Origin of the sequence: Citrobacter sp. Cpo061 (assembly GCF_030332845.1) — a bacterium.
GTDB classification, from domain to species: Bacteria; Pseudomonadota; Gammaproteobacteria; order Enterobacterales; family Enterobacteriaceae; genus Citrobacter; species Citrobacter portucalensis.
On record NZ_JAOWHB010000037.1, the window covers coordinates 50671 to 68163 of the forward strand.

17 protein-coding genes are annotated in these 17493 nt (G+C 46.8%); 5 read left to right on the forward strand and 12 right to left on the reverse strand.

What is annotated here, in order from left to right; genetic code table 11:
• Positions 1-28: 28 nt before the first annotated feature.
• Positions 29-949 (reverse strand): helix-turn-helix transcriptional regulator, encoded by a 921-nt coding sequence (locus OGX97_RS09540; RefSeq protein WP_057066756.1) that lies wholly within the window; start codon positions 947-949, stop codon positions 29-31.
• Positions 950-1478: 529 nt separating this feature from the next.
• Here OGX97_RS09540 and OGX97_RS09545 point away from each other — a divergent pair.
• On the forward strand, positions 1479-2090 hold the full coding sequence (locus OGX97_RS09545) for a GntR family transcriptional regulator (RefSeq protein ID WP_048216229.1): 612 nt from the start codon (positions 1479-1481) through the stop codon (positions 2088-2090).
• A gap of 53 nt (positions 2091-2143) precedes the next feature.
• Here the strand turns inward: OGX97_RS09545 and fucO are convergent, their stop codons facing one another.
• The 7 genes from fucO to OGX97_RS09580 all read right to left on the reverse strand — a co-directional run bounded on the left by fucO (position 2144) and on the right by OGX97_RS09580 (position 10239).
• Positions 2144-3295 carry a lactaldehyde reductase gene (gene fucO, locus OGX97_RS09550; protein ID WP_235127393.1) on the reverse strand — a complete coding sequence of 384 codons (1152 nt, stop codon included), beginning with the start codon at positions 3293-3295 and terminating at the stop codon, positions 2144-2146.
• Between the two features lie 79 nt (positions 3296-3374).
• On the reverse strand, positions 3375-4271 hold the full coding sequence (locus OGX97_RS09555) for a dihydrodipicolinate synthase family protein (RefSeq protein ID WP_235127392.1): 897 nt from the start codon (positions 4269-4271) through the stop codon (positions 3375-3377).
• Between the two features lie 29 nt (positions 4272-4300).
• Positions 4301-5401: a mandelate racemase/muconate lactonizing enzyme family protein gene (locus tag OGX97_RS09560; protein ID WP_048216226.1), complete on the reverse strand. Its 1101-nt coding sequence runs from the start codon at positions 5399-5401 to the stop codon at positions 4301-4303.
• A gap of 47 nt (positions 5402-5448) precedes the next feature.
• Positions 5449-6444 (reverse strand): aldo/keto reductase, encoded by a 996-nt coding sequence (locus OGX97_RS09565; protein ID WP_279850657.1) that lies wholly within the window; start codon positions 6442-6444, stop codon positions 5449-5451.
• A gap of 28 nt (positions 6445-6472) precedes the next feature.
• Positions 6473-7852 carry a PTS transporter subunit IIC gene (locus tag OGX97_RS09570; RefSeq protein ID WP_235127390.1) on the reverse strand — a complete coding sequence of 460 codons (1380 nt, stop codon included), beginning with the start codon at positions 7850-7852 and terminating at the stop codon, positions 6473-6475.
• Positions 7853-7865: 13 nt separating this feature from the next.
• The gene (locus OGX97_RS09575; RefSeq protein ID WP_103014332.1) at positions 7866-8720 is read right to left on the reverse strand and encodes an amidohydrolase family protein; all 855 of its coding nucleotides are present in this window, start codon (positions 8718-8720) and stop codon (positions 7866-7868) included.
• A gap of 523 nt (positions 8721-9243) precedes the next feature.
• Positions 9244-10239, reverse strand: a complete 996-nt coding sequence (locus OGX97_RS09580) for a LacI family DNA-binding transcriptional regulator (RefSeq protein WP_048216224.1) — start codon at positions 10237-10239, stop codon at positions 9244-9246.
• Positions 10240-10413: 174 nt separating this feature from the next.
• Between OGX97_RS09580 and OGX97_RS09585 the strand changes: the two genes are divergently transcribed.
• The 3 genes from OGX97_RS09585 (at position 10414) to OGX97_RS09595 (ending at position 14153) form a co-directional block, all read left to right on the forward strand.
• Positions 10414-11850: a glycoside hydrolase family 32 protein gene (locus tag OGX97_RS09585; RefSeq protein WP_218659189.1), complete on the forward strand. Its 1437-nt coding sequence runs from the start codon at positions 10414-10416 to the stop codon at positions 11848-11850.
• A 30-nt stretch (positions 11851-11880) separates the two neighbouring features.
• The gene (locus OGX97_RS09590) at positions 11881-12828 is read left to right on the forward strand and encodes an aminoimidazole riboside kinase (RefSeq protein ID WP_174771483.1); all 948 of its coding nucleotides are present in this window, start codon (positions 11881-11883) and stop codon (positions 12826-12828) included.
• Between the two features lie 65 nt (positions 12829-12893).
• Positions 12894-14153 (forward strand): MFS transporter, encoded by a 1260-nt coding sequence (locus tag OGX97_RS09595; protein ID WP_218659188.1) that lies wholly within the window; start codon positions 12894-12896, stop codon positions 14151-14153.
• A gap of 76 nt (positions 14154-14229) precedes the next feature.
• Here OGX97_RS09595 and OGX97_RS09600 read toward each other — a convergent pair whose 3' ends face one another.
• The 4 genes from OGX97_RS09600 to ycgZ form a co-directional block, all read right to left on the reverse strand.
• Positions 14230-14781, reverse strand: a complete 552-nt coding sequence (locus OGX97_RS09600; protein WP_048224085.1) for a LuxR C-terminal-related transcriptional regulator — start codon at positions 14779-14781, stop codon at positions 14230-14232.
• A 133-nt stretch (positions 14782-14914) separates the two neighbouring features.
• The gene (locus OGX97_RS09605) at positions 14915-15181 is read right to left on the reverse strand and encodes a biofilm development regulator YmgB/AriR family protein (RefSeq protein ID WP_008784990.1); all 267 of its coding nucleotides are present in this window, start codon (positions 15179-15181) and stop codon (positions 14915-14917) included.
• 34 nt (positions 15182-15215) lie between these two features.
• Positions 15216-15488, reverse strand: a complete 273-nt coding sequence (locus OGX97_RS09610; protein WP_008784991.1) for a hypothetical protein — start codon at positions 15486-15488, stop codon at positions 15216-15218.
• Positions 15489-15528: 40 nt separating this feature from the next.
• Positions 15529-15765 (reverse strand): regulatory protein YcgZ, encoded by a 237-nt coding sequence (ycgZ, locus tag OGX97_RS09615; protein ID WP_003833500.1) that lies wholly within the window; start codon positions 15763-15765, stop codon positions 15529-15531.
• A gap of 318 nt (positions 15766-16083) precedes the next feature.
• Between ycgZ and OGX97_RS09620 the strand changes: the two genes are divergently transcribed.
• Positions 16084-17313: a diguanylate phosphodiesterase gene (locus tag OGX97_RS09620; protein WP_048235240.1), complete on the forward strand. Its 1230-nt coding sequence runs from the start codon at positions 16084-16086 to the stop codon at positions 17311-17313.
• Positions 17314-17493 lie beyond the last annotated feature (180 nt).

A 17493-nucleotide genomic window follows, 5' to 3' on the forward strand; every position in this document is an offset into this window, starting at 1 on the left:
CTCCTGTGCAATAAGTCGTTGTTACCCGCTACGCATCACATTCCAGAACAGGAACAGAGTCGCGATCGCCAGTGATGTAGTTATGCAGTATGTTGATGACCGTTTTTTTCAACCATTCAGGTTCCAGAATTTCTATATTCGGTAACCAGAATAGAATTAATGGAATAATTTGATTCTGATGGGCTGCCTTGCAAAGCAAAGTCACTCCATCATTCTCTTCACGCACTAATTCTTGCTGAGGCAGTAAATCTCGTCTTGCGAAGTAGCCAGCAATGCTGTGTTTAATACGCACCCGCACCTCAAACGTCTCTTCACTTACCCAAGGATCGCGATGCTCATCAATTAATGACAGTGTGGGTGTATCGACCGTAAAATGCTCTTTCCGGATATCCAACCACCGAATTTTACTTAACGAAAAAGACTTTAGCTTTCCGTCCTCGGTCGCCTGCAGATACCAAATATTTTTCTGGTTAACTAATTTATAAGGGTGAACGGTGCGCGTTTTGTCTTTATATAAAATATGACAGACACTGTTTTTCTGAATCGCTTTTTCTAATAAGTTAAAATACTTTCGCAAATCATTTCTGACTGAATGTTCAGGGCGACCAAACTGAACTCTAACATGCTGTTCTACCGCTCGTTTTTCTAAGCTAAGCCAAAAATCCTCATCTCTATCAGGAAAAACCGCGTCGGCGTCCAGCAGCTTTGCCAGAGGGTCATGAAGGGCATAGGCGCTATTATTCTGCGCGCGAATCGGTATCAATCGATACTCTCCACCACCACACCCCTCAATAAAGGAGGAAAGCATATTAAGATCACGATAGACCGTTCGTTCAGTGATATTAAATTTCTTCATCAACTGATAGCGATTCACAACGCCACAAGTTTGCAGCTCTATTAGGATATCGACTAAACGTTCTGCTGAGCAACTCCTTGCTGAATCAGCCATAAGCACCTACTTTTCTGTTTTCCTGACATGAATTATATATAAAATGCTGACATATCCTGTCAGTGTATCGGCACGCTGATCATTTTTTTTAGAGAAATCGACAATTTATTTGACCATTAGTCGCATTGGACAATTTTTAGGGACAAAAAGCGCTCCTCATCAGGAGTAAATGCCAGAGACATGGCGGCCAAAAGACCACCTACATACATCCTCATCAAACTGGCTAACGGCTATCTCTTCCACTAAGCCAAATTCAACGTTGAGTTTGCAAAGGTGGATTGTCAGGAGAGTTTCTTGATGATGGCCAGTATCGTGGTATGAACGCCGGTATTTGGTTTCTTCACGCTGAGTAAAAAAACATCATCTGCAGAAGGATGTGGACGCGCTGGCGGCTGTTAGTGCTGCTGACTGAGTCGTTGAAACACGAGCTAATTCGTTGTACAACCGGGCTTACCCATTGATTTCATAGTGACAAGGGGCTAATTTGTATCTCATTAAACATGATTATGACCCTCATTAAAGCCAGACTATGAACATCAGCGAAAAAACATATCATCAATTGAAGGCCAAAATCATCGCCAATGAGTTGGTGGGGGCTATCTCAGAAAATGAGCTATGTCAGGAACTTAATGTCAGCCGTACGCCGCTGCGCGAAGCTTTGTTTCGCCTGATGACTGAAGGCTGGATTGAGCCTTCCAAAAATAAAACGAAAACCATTAAACCCATTACGCTCAGTGAAATACGTGATATTTTCCAGATCAGAAAAGATATTGAAATAATGGTATTGAATTTGTCATGGGAGAACCAGGACCCGCAACGGTACCAGACGATTAAAGATAAAATTGAAGTCGGTTTTCATGATTCGAATGTGTCTTTATTACTCGAAGCTGATAACGAGCTACATGAACAAATGCTATCCGATTGCCACAACGCTATTGTGACTAAAACGCTGACCTTCATGTATGACCGGTTACGCATGCTGCGTTCAGACAAAATGAAAAATGATTCAATCATTGATTCATCCAAAGAACATTTGAAAATTTGCGCCGGTATTATTGCCCGCGATATAGAACAAACCCGTGAGGCCATTGCCCATCACGTCAACAACTCCTACAACCGCCTGTTCTCCAGCTTTAAATAGGCTATGCATATAACATGACCGGTATTTCTACCGGTCATGTGGAAAGTTAAAAATTAGTAGAGTTGTCGGTACAACGCCTTAATCTCTTCAATACAAGTATCTCGAGGGTTTCCACCTGTACAGACGTCCGCCATTGCCGCGGCTGCCAGAGCATCGATATCTTCATATTTCATGCCGATATCGCGCAGTCGGGCGGGAATATTTACGTCGCGGTTAAGCTGTGCCACGGCTTCAACGGCCGCCTGACGCGCCTCTTCGATCGGCATCACCATGGCCTGAGTATTGCCCAAAGCCTGTGCAATTTGGCGATATTTGTCTCCTGTAAACTCGGCGTTGTATGCCATGATATGCGGCAATAGCACTGCATTGGCGACGCCGTGTGGCGTACCATAGAATGCACCCAGAGGATGGGCCATCCCATGCACCAGGCCCAATCCGACATTAGAAAAGCCCATCCCGGCAATATACTGCCCCACCGCCATGCCTTCAGCGTCCTGGGCGATTCCCTGTATCGAACCGCGTAGCGAACGCCCTATCATCTCAATCGCCTTTAAATGAAGCGTATCGGTTAATTCCCATGCCCCTTTCGTAATATATCCTTCGATTGCATGAGTCAGTGCGTCAACACCGGTTGCCGCTTTTAAACTGGGCGGCATGCTGGCCATCATGTCAGCATCAATAATGGCAACGACCGGAATAGCATGAGGATCGTAGCAAACGAACTTACGTCGGTTCTCTACATCGGTAATCACATAGTTAATAGTCACCTCAGCTGCCGTACCCGCGGTCGTTGGAATGGCAATCATCGGTACAGCGGCATTTTTAGTGTCAGCCCCACCTTCGAGGCTGCGGACATCGGCAAACTCAGGGTTGTTAATGATTATCCCAACCGCTTTGCACGTATCCTGCGGTGAACCGCCACCAATAGCGACCAGGTAATCCGCCCCCGCCTGACGAAATGCCTCAACACCTTGCTGCACGACGTCAATCGTCGGGTTAGGTATGACCTTATCAAAAATTTGGTAAGGCAACCCTGCGCTATCAAGAATATCAAGTACCTTGGTCGCTACATTAAACTGGATAAGATCGTGGTCAGTAACTACCAGCGCTTTTTTAAAACCTCGGTTTTTAACTTCATCAACGATAGCGTTAATTGAACCCACGCCAAAATATGAGGTTTCATTTAATATCATTCTATAAGACATATTCTATACCTTATAACAGAGAGGTATAACAGCAATACAGCATTGCCGTAGCATAATGTATGCTGTTATTGATTTTTGATTATTTGATACTGAACATTATGTCAATCTGTTGCGATTCCTGACGAGTTAGTTCCCCCGCAAAGCTTCTTGATTTCCCCCCAGAATACTGAAACTTATGAGCCACTGCGGTTTTAATTGTAGTAACAAAATCATTACCAATATTATAAATAGCAGAAAGCCGGCTTATCTCACGCTGTACGCCAGTAAGCTGGGTAAGATCATTTTCATCCCAGGCTTTAATTGCCTGCACAAAAAGTTCGGGACAAATATTATTTAATCCTGAAATAACTCCCGCGCCACCAGCCAGGAGATTTGGGATAAGATATTCATCATAACCGGACAGAACAACAAAATCGTCTCTAACGGACGCGACTGACTGAATAATTGCGCGAGTATGAGAGAGGCAATCAACAGTATCTTTAACACCCACAAAATTGGGAAATTCTGCCGCTAATTGCGCTACCAGTACCGCGTCCAGATCGCATCCAGTTCGGGCAGGAAAGTTGTATGCGAACCATTTTCCATTCAGGCGCTGCCCCAGATCCCGGTAGTATGCCAATAGTTGGGCCGGCGTTTGTTGAAAATAGTAGTGAGGTAGAATCATCACTGCTTGATACCCGCAATGCCAGGCCTCTTCTGCCAGACATATCATATCCGCCATACAGGTAGCTGAGATATTTGCCACCAGCGGCAGCGATGACATTTTCCGTGCCTCACGGATAAGCATCAGTCGTTCATCCAGCGTTAATGCGGTGAACTCCCCAATACTTCCCATTAGCAATACGACATGAGTCCCAGCCTCTTCCAACCGTCGCAAATGCTGCTGCAGTGCCGATAAATCAATATTTCCTTGTTGATCAAAAGGCGTAATTGATGGGCACCATGCACCGTGAAATTGAGCATGATTTTCAGACATAATATATTCCTGAGAAAATAAAAATTGTTTTATTCAATGACATGGTAAACAACAGTATCAGCCTGTATTTTCTGCCAGTCCCACTGAATACCCAAACCAGGTTCTTCTGGTGGGAAAGCATATCCCTCGCGAATATTCACCTTATTCAGAGTAACACTATCGAGCTGTGGAATATATTCCAACCAACGGCTATTAGTAATGGCGCAACATAATGATATATGCAATTCCATCAAGAAATGCGGACAGACAATTTTATTAAAGCATTCCGCCATATGTGCAACTTTAAGCCATGGTGTAATACCACCAATACGAGCCACATCAACCTGAATAATATCTGCGGCATTATTCTGTAAATACTCTTTGAAGTGCTGGATAGAATAAATGGACTCACCCACCGCGACAGGAATCGTGGTTGACTCACACAATTTTTGATGAGAATCAACATCATGCGCCAGAAACGGCTCTTCAATCCATGAAAGATTAATATGCTCCAACAACGCTGCGCGCTGTTTGGCTTCCGAGAATTTAAACGCCTGGTTGCAATCAGTCATGATCACGTACTCATCCCCCACCGCTTCACGTACAGCAGTCAAACGCTCGATATCACGCACCGGACTTTCAGAACCAATTTTGATTTTAGAACCGCAGAATCCCTGCGCCTTAACAGCCAGCGCATCATCAACTAATTCCTGAGTGCTTAAATGCAGCCAGCCCCCTTCGGTGGTGTATAACTTCATGCGCGACTTCGCACCACCTGCGACTTTATACAGCGGCAAATTCATGCGCTTACACTTCAAATCCCATAATGCGGTATCAATGGCTGCCAATGCCAGAGACGTAATGGCGCCAACCGAGGTCGCATGAGTTGAGAACAGCAATGATTCCCAGATGCCCTCAATCATCGTCGCATCCTGACCAATCAATTTCGGTAACAGGTGATCTCGTAACAGCGCAACCACAGATGAGCCGCCAGTGCCAATTGTGTAGGTATAGCCCTCACCAATTTCTCCACTCGATGTTGTTAAACGAATAATCGGCGTCTCTTGTGAGACAAAAGACTGAATCGCATCGACACGTTTTACTTTAGGTTTCAAATCAACCATAAAGATTTCGGCTTTAACTATTTTCATTACATCCTCAATATCTGTTAATTTTGTCGCACAATTACAAATGACGCTTACTGAATACCAATGCTGGCCAGTTCATCCCACAATTCCTGCGGAATATCCCAGTTAGCCCAGGCAAAATTAGTCAACGCTTGTTCTACGGATTGAACGCCGCAGGTTACGGTGACCACATTTTGGTTTCTTAATGGGAATTGCAGCGCCGCAGCACCAATCGGTACGGCATGTTTTGCGCATAGCGCTTCTATCGCATTTACTTTTTCAATAACCTGCGCTGGCGCGGAACCGTATTCATACAACGCCTTCGATTTATCTTTCGCGACTAAAACTCCGGTAGCGAAAGGTGCAGCAACAGCCACCGAAACATTGTTGCTTTCACATTTGGCAAAGAACGCATGGCGGTCTGTTTCCAGCAGGTTGTAGCGGTTGGCGAGCATTAAGATATCCGGGGCAGCGTTATCCATCACCTCCATCAGGATTGCCTCTTCATTCGCGCCTGCGCCCCAGGCTTTGATATCACCATTGCGCTTTAGCTCTTCTAAAGCCTTCTGCCCTGACTCGCAGAAGGTTTTAAAATGTTGGCGTTCCAGTTCCGTATTGCCGTAGGTATAAGTGCCGAGATCGTGTACATAGAGAATGTCGATATAACGGGTTCCCAGCCGCTGGATAGAGTTTTCGTATGAGCGCATGATGCCCTCATAGGAGTAATCAGCCTGTCGGTTAAAAGGGTTCTCATCATAAAAAAATTCTCCTGCTTCAAGGCCTGGCTCTTGTTTCCGGGATTGCAGCAGGCGACCAACCTTGGTGGACAAAACATATTCACTACGCTCCAGTCCACGTAATCCCAGACCTAAACGCAACTCAGAAAGTCCGCTGCCATAATGTGGTGCAGTATCAAAGTAGCGCCAGCCAACCTGAATGGCCTTATCAACAATGTCCATGGCTTCGTTATTGCTCAGCGTTCTGAATAAATTAGCCAGGCTGGCTGCGCCGAAGGTTAAAGAAGGTACACTAAGCCCTACACTTTTAATTGTATTCTGAGTGATCATAATATTCCCCTGATGTTTATCAGTATTCTTAGTCAACTTTGTTTGCAGTTAATGAGGCCGCGGCCGTTGATTTATTATTAATATTAAAAATCAACTTCAGCACATAAATAATAATCCCGGTTACTACGATAGAAAAAAGACACAAGAGCGCAGGATTCATTCCTTTTAACAGCTCGAACATTTTGTAGAAGATATAAGATATAGCGTGTGAGCCACCATCGATTGATGAGGCCATCATCTCTTTTGGCACATTCAATTGTGCCTTTTCGGCCAAAGCCTGCGACACTACAGCGAGATCCGAACCAAACCACAGGATCCCACACACGATGACAATGCCATTAATTAATCCACGGAACATGTTTCCGTTGCATGCAACCGTGCCAAAGACAACAAATATCGGCAGATAAGGAATATCGGCGAATGGCATCATGGTATTAAAAGGCAAAATAGTACTAATCAGGATCGTGAGTGGCACCATCAAAATACCTACAGACAATACCGCAGGGTTTTTAAAAGCAATTTCACCGCTGATACCAAAATAAAGTGACTTTGTTGGAAAACGTTTCTTTACCCATTCAGAAGCAATTTCAGTAATCGGTACCAGACCACTGACCAGCACTCCCGCCATCGTCGGTAATAACACCATGACCGCAGCAAAATTCATTCCACTCTTAATAATATCGCTGAACGGTAGCGCGCCAAGCATACCGATGATCACCCCCAGAATGGCCCCCATCGCTAACGGACTACCAAAAAACCCTAGTTTGGCTTCAATTTTGCTGAGATTAAGGTCAATTTTGTTAATCAACGGAATGCGATCAATTACACGGTCCATTAAAAATGCCAGCGGGGCCCATGCGACGATCTCCGCCTGAGTAATGGTCACGTTTGGCGTGTCACAGAATTTCTGCACATGTGGGGCAATGTAATCGGCGATTTTTAGCGTAATAATAAATGTGATCCAACTTGCAAAAATCCCCATCCAAAATGAACCCGTCACCTGTTCAACGATGATTCCGGCAAATACAAAGTGCCAGTAATTCCAAAAATCAACGTTAAGGGTTTTGGTGGTATTGGTTGAAATCATCAACAAATTAGTGGCAAAACATAACGCATAAACAATCGGCAGAGAAAGCGCAGCCAGACTGAAGGCGCTAATTAACGGCCAGCCCAGATCCAATACTTCATAATGAAGATTGAGGTTTTTTACCATCGCTTCTGTCGAACTGCTGAGTGATGTCACCATAAAACCGATCAGCAACGAAAGACCGAGAAAACCAATACCTACCGTCATTGCATTTTTCGCCGCATCGGCAAGTTTTGCGCCAAATAGCACGGCAAATAAAAACATAATCATTGGAATGACCACTGCCGGGCCAAATCCGAGGATATATTGAACGACTTCCATAAGTGCCCCCCTGTTACTTTAATGAGTAAACCTTCTCTGCCACGCGATAAAAAAAGTTATCGCTGGAAAGAGCCTGGTGAGATTGCAGGTAGTTCTGGTAAAGCCCTAAAGTGTCGGCATACGGTAATGCCAGTAGAGAAACAGGCCAGTCAGATCCATACATCACTCGCTCATCACCAAATGCGGCAAAAACCGAGCTAAAATAAGGTTCAAGCTCCTGGCTCGCCTGCCCAGGTCCCGTCCAGCGGGCATAATCTGCTTCCGTGACCAGGCCTGATAGTTTGCAAAAAACATTGCTGTAAGCCTCACCAATCAACATTAACTGTTCACGCCAGCGGGTAATTTCTCCGTCGCGAACTGCGGGTTTTGCCGCATGTTCGATAACAAAGGTCACTTCCGGACAAGCAGAGATAAGCTGGCTTGCCGCCTCCAGCTGTTGGTGCGTAACCAGCAGTTCATACACCAGCCCCTGCTCTCCAACGCAACGTACCCCCTGGATAAATTGCGGGGTCACTAAATGGCTCTCAGGCAAGCCCTGAGACATATAGCGGATCCCTTTCAGATAGCGGGATTTTCTCTGCAGTCTCTGCAAATCCTCTGCGATCCCAGCCCCGCGGTTTATATCCACCCATCCCACAACACCTTTTACTTCATCGTGATGCTCAGCTATTTCCAGCAGCCATTCGGTCTCCTCAATTGAAGGGATGGCTTGTACTAAAATGGCGCCTTCGATGTGGTTTTCAGCCAATACGGCCTGCAAATCGTCAATAAGAAAATCACGGCGAATTGCCGCCAGATCGTCTGTGATCCAGGCAAAATGCTCTCCCTGGCAATGCCAAACATGGTTATGGGTATCAATCACTTTCATACTCACCATCCTGTATTCTAATTGTATACAATGAGAATACAATAAAAGTCTGTGGTTAAAAGGCAACCACGGAATGCACTATCTGAGTACGGGATCACAATTTTCACGGTTTATCTGTAGGCTAAAAAAGGGACGTAAAAGCCTATAACCGCCGTAGAATCCGATGTCACTGAGCTGAACTATTGCATGTGGTTAATGTGGTGGACACTTGTGCGTCCCGCTGAAGTTACAGAAGCAGAATGAGCAGAGAAGAGCGATGGATGGGTAAGTACGAACTAAAATCTAAACGTTTCGTAAGTTACGATGTATTGATACGTTAACATTAATAAATAACGGTTATTTTATTGAAACCCTAAATTACGACGAGAGCTTAATACACGCCCCAACTTTGAGCCTTGCGCGCTAAACCGTGACTTAGCAGTACCCCCACGTTTCAGTTTTGTAACATCCACCAGCAAATTAGCGACCCCCCCCACATAATTCACACATCCCTCCGGTTGATGAAACGAAGCAGTTAGGTTAATCATATTGAGGCGCGCGGAAGCCAGGGGCTGTCTACCCGCACGGTATCCCGGTGATCGAGCCCCTGGATAAGATGCAGCGCGCTAAGACGACCGATTTCATAGTGCGGCAGCTGTACCGTTGAGAGCGGCGGCAAAAATAGCTCGCCGGTGCCCACCATATTGTCATAGCCCAGCACAGCGACGTCCTGCGGAATGCGCAGCCCTCGCCCCAGCAAGAGCTGGTAGATAACAAAAGCCACGCGGTCGTTACCGCACACCACCGCATCGAACATCGGGCGCGCGCCGCTCAGGTAATGCCCGGCAATCTCCGCCGCATCAATATGGTGGCGCTCGCCCGGCGGAAGATAGTGGTGGAACATTGCATCAGGGTCGACACCCGCTTCACGACAAGCCCTCTCCATTCCCGCCCGACGGCGATCGGTCGCCACAATTCCTTTCGGTAGGTGGATACACAGCAGTCGGCGATAGCCTGCGGCCAACAGAGCTTTCACGCCAAGATATTGACCTTGTTCATCATCGGGAATATAGGTGGGGAAAGGGCCGCTTGTGCTTTCACAGTTCGCCAGCACGCAGCGATACTTATGCAGCTTTTCCGGTACCGGTACCTGGCGCAGTCCCATCGCGGTGTAGATAATACCGTCCGGGCGATGCGCCAACAGCAGATCAACCATTTTCTCTGGCTTGTCATTGCTGAACATATTCACCACAAAGCTATTCCAACCGTGCGCCCGCGCGGTCTCTTCGATAGAGAGCGTTATCTCCACGGAAAATGGCGTAGTCATGGTGTCAAGCGCCAGCACCCCAATCGTGTTAGCCGTGGTTTTTGCACCACGAATTTTTTTAGCGGAGAGATCGGAGACATACCCCAGCGCATCTACCGCTTCCATCACCTTTTTATAGGTTTCAGGCCGTAGTCGTTCGGGCTCGTTAATCGCCCGCGATACGGTCATTAACGAGACGTTAGCCCGCTGCGCCACATCCTTTAAAGATGCCATACCCTCTCCTTCGCCGATGTTCACTTTGCCGGGGTCTGAAAATGCGATCTCGATAACGCCCGCAAAATGTTAACGTTAACTTTTGTGATTAACATCGATATTACCATCAAATCTGCGAGAAAACCGAGAATGTTAACGTTATCTTTTGATCAATTCACTTACAGGGACAAGCAAATGACGTCACTACTTTCCAAAGCCAACGAAGCCTTAAGCCAGCAGAAAGACCTTGTAAACCCGCGCTGGTATCCACGCTATCACCTGGCGCCACCAGCGGGTTGGATGAACGATCCCAACGGTCTGTCCTGGTTCGATGGTTACTACCATGCGTTCTATCAGCACTATCCGTGGCAGCCGGTCTGGGGACCAATGCACTGGGGCCATGCGCGCAGCCGCGATATGGTGAACTGGGAGCACTTACCCATCGCACTGGCACCAGAAGGGCCGGAAGATAAAGACGGCTGTTTTTCCGGTTCAGCGGTGGTTGAAGGTAATAAGCTGGCCCTGATCTACACCGGACACAAGTTTGACGGCGAGGCGAAAGAGGAAAACCTGTATCAGGTACAGTGCCTGGCCACCAGCACCGACGGGATTCACTTTGAACGCCAAGGCATGATTCTGGATACCCCGCGAGGTGTACACCATTTTCGCGATCCGAAAGTCTGGCAAGAGGGAGACAACTGGTACATGGTGGTGGGCGCCCGGGTCGATGACGTGGGCGAAGTGCAGCTCTATCGCTCGCAAGATCTACAGCACTGGCAGTTTGCCAGCACGCTCGGCAGGGCCGATGACGGCATGGGCTACATGTGGGAGTGCCCAGACCTCTTCCCACTCAACGATAAGCTCGTCTTCATGTTCTCGCCGCAGGGCATCGCCGCAGACGGATACGATTGCCGTAACCTGTTCCAGAGCGGCTATATGGTCGGCGAATGGCAGGATAATCTCCATTTTCACGTCACCCACGCCTTCCAGGAGATGGATCACGGGCATGATTTTTACGCCCCCCAGTCATTTACCACCCCGGATGGGCGCCGCATCGTGATTGGCTGGCTGTCGATGTGGGAATCGCCAATGCCAGAACAAGCCGACGGCTGGGCGGGCATGCTTACCCTCCCCCGCGAGGTGACGCTCGATACCGATCAGCGGTTGCGCATGAACCCGGTCAAAGAGCTGGAATTATTACGCGGTGAGCTTCATGTCTGGCCGGTCAGCGAACTACACAATCGCACCCTGATGGTAGAGGAGCAGGCGCACGCTATTGAAGTCGAACTGAGCATCGATATCGCCCGCAGCAGTGCTGAAGAATATGGTATCGCGCTGGGTGGCGGACTACGGGTCTACGTCGATGCTCAGGCACAGCGTCTGGTGCTGGATCGTCGCTACCCGCAGCATGGTCTCTCTGGTTATCGCAGCGTGCCGCTGCCAGTTGGTGACCGGCTGGATCTGCGCTTATTTATCGACAGCTCCTCGGTAGAGGTATTTGTCAATCACGGTGAATATACCCTTAGCAGTCGTATTTATCCTGAACCGGACGATCGCCAACTGACCTTATTCAGCCTGAACGGACACGCCATTTTTAATCAAGGGCATGCCTGGCCGCTCAGCGCCAAATAAACACCCGTCTTACTGCTTTGGGGAAAAATAATGACTATCTGGACGCTCGGAGACGCTGTGGTGGATTTATTGCCGCGCGACAATATGCAGTTTGAAGCCTGCGCGGGAGGCGCTCCCTTCAATGTGGCAATCGGCGTGGCTCGCCTTGGCCGCGCCAGCGGTTTTATTGGCCGTGTGGGCAATGACACTTTTGGTCGATTTCTGCATCAGACTCTGGAAACAGCGCAGGTGGATACAGGAAGTCTGGAGTTTGATGCACATCAGCACACCAGTACCGTACTGGTTTCACTGGCTCCCAACGGCGAGCGGCAGTTTGAGTTTTTGGTCAATCCGTCTGCCGATCAATTTCTCAGCCCGGCGAGCCTGCCCGACTTTGGCGCCGATATTCTGCACTTCTGCTCGCTGGCGCTGGTTGCCCCTGACTGCCGCGCCACCCTCGCCCAGGCTATGGCCGCATTGCGACAGACCGGCGGCACTCTGAGCTTTGACATCAATCTGCGTCCGCAGATGTGGAGCAACGAGATGCAGATGTTTGACCTTGTCAACGAGTTTGCCCGGCAGAGCGACATTCTGAAGATGTCGGAAGAAGAGCTGCTGTGGCTAACGCAGACCAACTGTCTCAGTAGCGCCTGCGAACGTCTGGTTGATTTTCCTGCACGCCTGAAAATCGTCACCCGCGGTGCCGACGGCGCTATCGCTTTCTGGCAAAACAGCAGGCTAACTTTAAGCGGCTATAACGTCGAAAGTATCGATACCACTGGCGCCGGTGATGCCTTTATGGCCGGGTTGCTGGCGGCACTCGCCGAGGAAGGCTGGCCCAAATCGACGTCAACGCTACTTCCACTTATCGAGCAGGCCAGCGCTTGTGGTGCTCTGGCGACCACCCGGCGTGGCGCGCTAAGCGCGTTTCCCGACAGCCAACACCTGAGCAGCTTTATTCAGTCACAACCGTCGCTACGGAGGACGATTACCCCGTAATAAAGCGCACTCGTTACGTCGTATCAGAAAGACCTTACAATGACCTGATCTGGATTGGAAAAATCATGAAGATAAATATGCCGTTCAGTAATGACAAATATCGGTACTCGTCCGGGTATCTGCTTTTTTTCTTTGCCGCCTGGTCGTTGTGGTGGTCTTTTTATGCGATATGGCTAAAAAATAAACTTGGCCTGTCCGGAACGGAGCTGGGAATGCTGTATGCCGTAAACCAGTTCTTTAGCATGCTGTTTATGCTGGTCTACGGTTTTCTGCAGGATAAGCTCGGCACCCGTAAACACCTTATCTGGCTGATGGGGATAGTCATCACGCTCAGCGGCCCGTTCCTGATTTATGTTTACGAACCGCTGCTGACCTCCAACTTCAAACTTGGTATGGCGCTGGGAGCCATTTTCTTTGGCCTTGGCTACCTCGCGGGTTGTGGTCTGGTAGAAAGCTTCGTCGAAAAAGTGAGCCGCAAATTCAACTTTGAATTCGGCACCGCCCGCTTGTGGGGATCGCTTGGCTACGCCGCAGGGACATTTGTTGGCGGTATCTTCTTCAGCATCAACCCACACATTAACTTCTGGTGCGTATCGGTAATGGGGGTGTTATTCCTGTTGATTAACGTGTTGTTCAAAACCAACTCACCCGCCCCATCTTCTGTAAAAACGCGTTCTCCTGAACCTGACGCGCTGACCCGAAAGGATTTTCTCACTATCTTTAAAGATACGCAGTTCTGGTTTTTCGTTATCTTTGTCGTCGGTACCTGGTCGTTCTATAGCATCTACGATCAGCAGATGTTCCCGGTGTTTTACGCCAGCTTATTTGACGATCCCGAACTGGCACCACGCGTATACGGCTACCTCAACTCGGTACAGGTCTTTATGGAAGCAGTCGGTATGGCGCTGGTTCCATTCCTGATTAACCGCATCGGGCCTAAATCCGCATTGCTGCTGGGTGGCACAATCATGGCCTGTCGAATCCTGGGTTCAGCACTGTTCACCGATATCTATATTATCTCCTTGATTAAAATGCTTCATGCGCTGGAAGTTCCACTGTTTGTTATTTCAGTGTTTAAATTCAGCGTAGCGAATTTTGACAAACGCCTGTCATCAACGATATATCTCATTGGCTTCAATATCGCCAGTTCCATTGGCATTATCGTGCTGTCACTGCCTGTCGGTAAGTTGTTTGATAAAGTGGGCTATCAGGAAATCTTCCTGATTATGGCCAGCATTGTGGTAATAACGCTAATATTTGGCTATTTCTCGTTGAGCAAAAAGCATCATCAGCAGAAGATGGGAAATGAACTGGTGACAGAGTAGCGAAGTTTAAAATATATCGGACAGGGCCATTGGCCCTGTCGTATCCCCCAACAGTAAGTACGAACTGTCGATTTACTCAGGCATGTTCCAGCCAGTTGCGGAATATTTTCGCTCGCAGTATTCCCTGAAAATCAATCAGCCCAGAACAACCAAGCTTCTTGATCAGATTCTGCCTGGCCTGGTAAATCGTTTTTAAATGTAGATTTAACAAAGCGGATATCTCAAAAATAGTTCGCCCCTCCCCTAACTGCGTTAAAATATATTTATCTCGCGCAGTCAGCGAAATATTTAGTTCTGACTGATTGTCGTGTATACCGCCAGAACGAGTAATATCAATAATAAATTGTTTGAATGTGGCAACGCTAACATCTATTGGCAGTCTGTAAAGTGATAAATCATTGAGATATCTGTACAGATGACCATCAATCAGCAGTACCAGACGATGCGTTTTCAGATCGTAATTTTGCCTTTTTACCGCCTCAAAGTGATTGGCGGTGAAAAAAACCAGATGCGTCTTATCATCTTCGAAAACAATATCTGCAAGAATATTCTTTAGCCCTTGCCTGATAAAAATATCATCAATCCATAAATCTGCGTTTCCAGTGTGTTCCTGAACGATGTTCATCATTATGGCCTCAATGAAAAATCACAATTGTTCTAGAGAGGGTGCTATGTATAGTCTTAATCAAAAAAATGCTCAGCATGAGTGCTTTCAGCATATAACAAAGGTACTGTACATATTATATTAATATGAAGACTTTTTAGACGTCGTCAGCTGTGTAGCGCAGCACTATTTCCAGGGTTTTTCTGATAACATCTGCTTGGACAACGTCAACTGTTGATTCCAGAGAACTAATCAGGCTTAAAATGATGTTTTTATTATTAACATTATCACCTGCCAGAATTACATTGGTTACCGCCTGACCCAATACCACAGACTCATCTGCTAATAGCTCACCTGCATTATGGAAGTAACTTGATAAAGCTTTATCCGTCATTACACTGTGGACATTAATTTCATGAAGCATGGTAACCTCGCTTGTATAGTCTGGAAGATTATCTTTAATGTAATTTAGGGTTTTTGCTGGCACTGAAAGCACTCTCATCTCTGGTTTTATCCGGTTTTCTACTTATCTTCCCCGGATTAATGTTTGTAAAATCATTGATAACGCTGTCAATTAATTGCTTGCGTGTGCCATCTATTTCACTGGCCTGCATAAGTCGCAATTGCTTAATCACTGCAGCTAACGAAACGTCTGTATGCATTCGCAAAATTTCTAGCACAGCCAAACCTGTAATTTCATGTTTCAGGCGTTCACTATCAGTTTTCTTCATAACTCCTTCACTACTTACCCCTATAAGTAAGGGGTTTATTTTATTCAAAAAGCAGGCCAATTAACGCATTGTAATGTTTCTGTTCTTTCTCCCCAGATGCTTTTTCAAGACGACACAGAAGCTTGGTGCAAAGTGATTTGCGGTTCAGATTTCGTCCATCCTTGAGTATCTCAGTGACGATTTCTCCCAATGTTTCCTGTTGAGTTGGCAGATGCGCCTTCGCAAAGTAACGAGAAATCGCGCTTGCAGTATCAGTGCGAACGGTATGCTGCTGCATGTCATGCTCCTGTAACAAAATGCTGGTGAATATTAAGTTTTATAACAGTAGCAAAGTTGTACCAAAAATGTGTACAACGAGAACCATCAATTTTTATTAAAAAGTGCTAAATCAATACAATCAGTAAGTTAGATAAATACCAAACTACATGAAATCAAATTAGATTGTACAATTCACTTCGTTTAACGAATGAATTCGATCTGTTTGAGGGTCTTTGTTTGTAAAAATAAAGTTAGAATAATGTATTAAAATCAGGACATAAGCTGGTTTGTTTGATACTGTCCATATCTCTTCCCTTCCCTTGATCCCGGACTGTCCATGCTCACGACCATTATTTACCGTAGCCATCTACGTGATGACGCCCCCCTCAGAGCGCTTGAGGATATGGTGACAGCCGCAAATCTAAAAAACCGGCGATCCGATGTTACGGGGATTTTACTCTTTAATGGCCGCCACTTTTTCCAACTGCTTGAAGGACCTGAGGAGCAGGTAAAAGAGATTTATCGTTGTATATGTAACGACCCACGGCACCACAATATCGTTGAGCTGATGTGTGATTACGCGCCTGCGAGAAGATTCGGAAAGGTGGGAATGGAGTTATTTGATTTACAAAAACATGAACGCAATGACGTCCTGCAAGCGGTACTTAACAAGGGAACATCAAAATTTCAGCTCACCTATGATGACCGGGCATTACAGTTTTTCCGCACATTTGTCCTTGCGACGGAAAAATCGAGTTATTTTGAAATACCTGCGCCTGATTACTGGAGTTTTATTGCCGACAACTCTTGTACTCTCCTGGATGAAAGCACACTCCAGTCCAATATCGATTTCAGCTTTGCTTTTCAACCCATTATCGATCCTATGTCGCAGCGCGTCATTGCTCTGGAAGCACTTATTCGTGGTAGAGACGGTGAAACGCCCGCAACTTATTTTGGCAACTTAAATCCTGAAGAACTGTATACCGCGGATCTGCAGAGCAAAAAGACTGCTTTTGCAATGGCAAGCGCGCTGGGACTTAACGACAAAATGCTGTCAGTCAATCTGCTCCCCATGACCCTGGTAAACAAACCCGATGCAGTCAGCTTTCTGATAAACGAAATCGCGGCGCACGGACTGGTGCCTGAACAAATCATTGTAGAGTTTACCGAAAGCGAAGTTATATCGCGCTTTGATACGTTCGCGCAGGCCGTAAAGTCACTCAAGGCTGCGGGGATCTGTGTGGCGATAGATCATTTTGGGGCAGGTTTTGCCGGGCTTCAGCTTCTGTCTCGTTTTCAACCCGACCGAATTAAGATAAGCCGCGAGCTGATCACGGATGTGCATAAAAGTGGACCAAGACAGGCCATCATTCAGGCAATTATCAAATGTTGCACTTCACTGGAAATCATGATTTCCGCAGTCGGCGTTGAAAAACCTGAAGAGTGGATGTGGCTTGAGTCCGCAGGTATTGAAATCTTCCAGGGTAACCTTTTTGCACAAGCCTGCCTGAATGGTATTCCGTCTGTTGCATGGCCAGAGAAAAATGATTTCTCAGCGTCAAAATAACTAACGCATTGTTATAAATAAACAATCACCACAACCGCCCTCATGCTGAACATAAAAATTCAGCATTTACTCCCTGCGTGATAGTAAAGTAAATCTTAATTTTGCTAGAATCCTCTGTATGTTTTGTACAATTTGATGCATGTTGTACAAAGTAACAGGAACCGCATATCGGTGACGGAG

What these genes read in the sequence shown, in the direction of transcription:
- OGX97_RS09610 (WP_008784991.1), bottom strand. Translation starts at nt 15,488, where the DNA reads ATGAAGAAAACTGATAGTGAACGCCTGAAACATGAAATTACAGGTTTG.
- OGX97_RS09575 (WP_103014332.1), bottom strand. Translation starts at nt 8,720, where the DNA reads ATGAAAGTGATTGATACCCATAACCATGTTTGGCATTGCCAGGGAGAG.
- OGX97_RS09540 (WP_057066756.1), bottom strand. Translation starts at nt 949, where the DNA reads ATGGCTGATTCAGCAAGGAGTTGCTCAGCAGAACGTTTAGTCGATATC.
- ycgZ (WP_003833500.1), bottom strand. Translation starts at nt 15,765, where the DNA reads ATGCAGCAGCATACCGTTCGCACTGATACTGCAAGCGCGATTTCTCGT.
- OGX97_RS09605 (WP_008784990.1), bottom strand. Translation starts at nt 15,181, where the DNA reads ATGCTTCATGAAATTAATGTCCACAGTGTAATGACGGATAAAGCTTTA.
- OGX97_RS09555 (WP_235127392.1), bottom strand. Translation starts at nt 4,271, where the DNA reads ATGTCTGAAAATCATGCTCAATTTCACGGTGCATGGTGCCCATCAATT.
- OGX97_RS09565 (WP_279850657.1), bottom strand. Translation starts at nt 6,444, where the DNA reads ATGATCACTCAGAATACAATTAAAAGTGTAGGGCTTAGTGTACCTTCT.
- fucO (WP_235127393.1), bottom strand. Translation starts at nt 3,295, where the DNA reads ATGTCTTATAGAATGATATTAAATGAAACCTCATATTTTGGCGTGGGT.
- OGX97_RS09580 (WP_048216224.1), bottom strand. Translation starts at nt 10,239, where the DNA reads ATGGCATCTTTAAAGGATGTGGCGCAGCGGGCTAACGTCTCGTTAATG.
- OGX97_RS09600 (WP_048224085.1), bottom strand. Translation starts at nt 14,781, where the DNA reads ATGATGAACATCGTTCAGGAACACACTGGAAACGCAGATTTATGGATT.
- OGX97_RS09560 (WP_048216226.1), bottom strand. Translation starts at nt 5,401, where the DNA reads ATGAAAATAGTTAAAGCCGAAATCTTTATGGTTGATTTGAAACCTAAA.
- OGX97_RS09585 (WP_218659189.1), top strand. Translation starts at nt 10,414, where the DNA reads ATGACGTCACTACTTTCCAAAGCCAACGAAGCCTTAAGCCAGCAGAAA.
- OGX97_RS09595 (WP_218659188.1), top strand. Translation starts at nt 12,894, where the DNA reads ATGAAGATAAATATGCCGTTCAGTAATGACAAATATCGGTACTCGTCC.
- OGX97_RS09620 (WP_048235240.1), top strand. Translation starts at nt 16,084, where the DNA reads ATGCTCACGACCATTATTTACCGTAGCCATCTACGTGATGACGCCCCC.
- OGX97_RS09570 (WP_235127390.1), bottom strand. Translation starts at nt 7,852, where the DNA reads ATGGAAGTCGTTCAATATATCCTCGGATTTGGCCCGGCAGTGGTCATT.
- OGX97_RS09545 (WP_048216229.1), top strand. Translation starts at nt 1,479, where the DNA reads ATGAACATCAGCGAAAAAACATATCATCAATTGAAGGCCAAAATCATC.
- OGX97_RS09590 (WP_174771483.1), top strand. Translation starts at nt 11,881, where the DNA reads ATGACTATCTGGACGCTCGGAGACGCTGTGGTGGATTTATTGCCGCGC.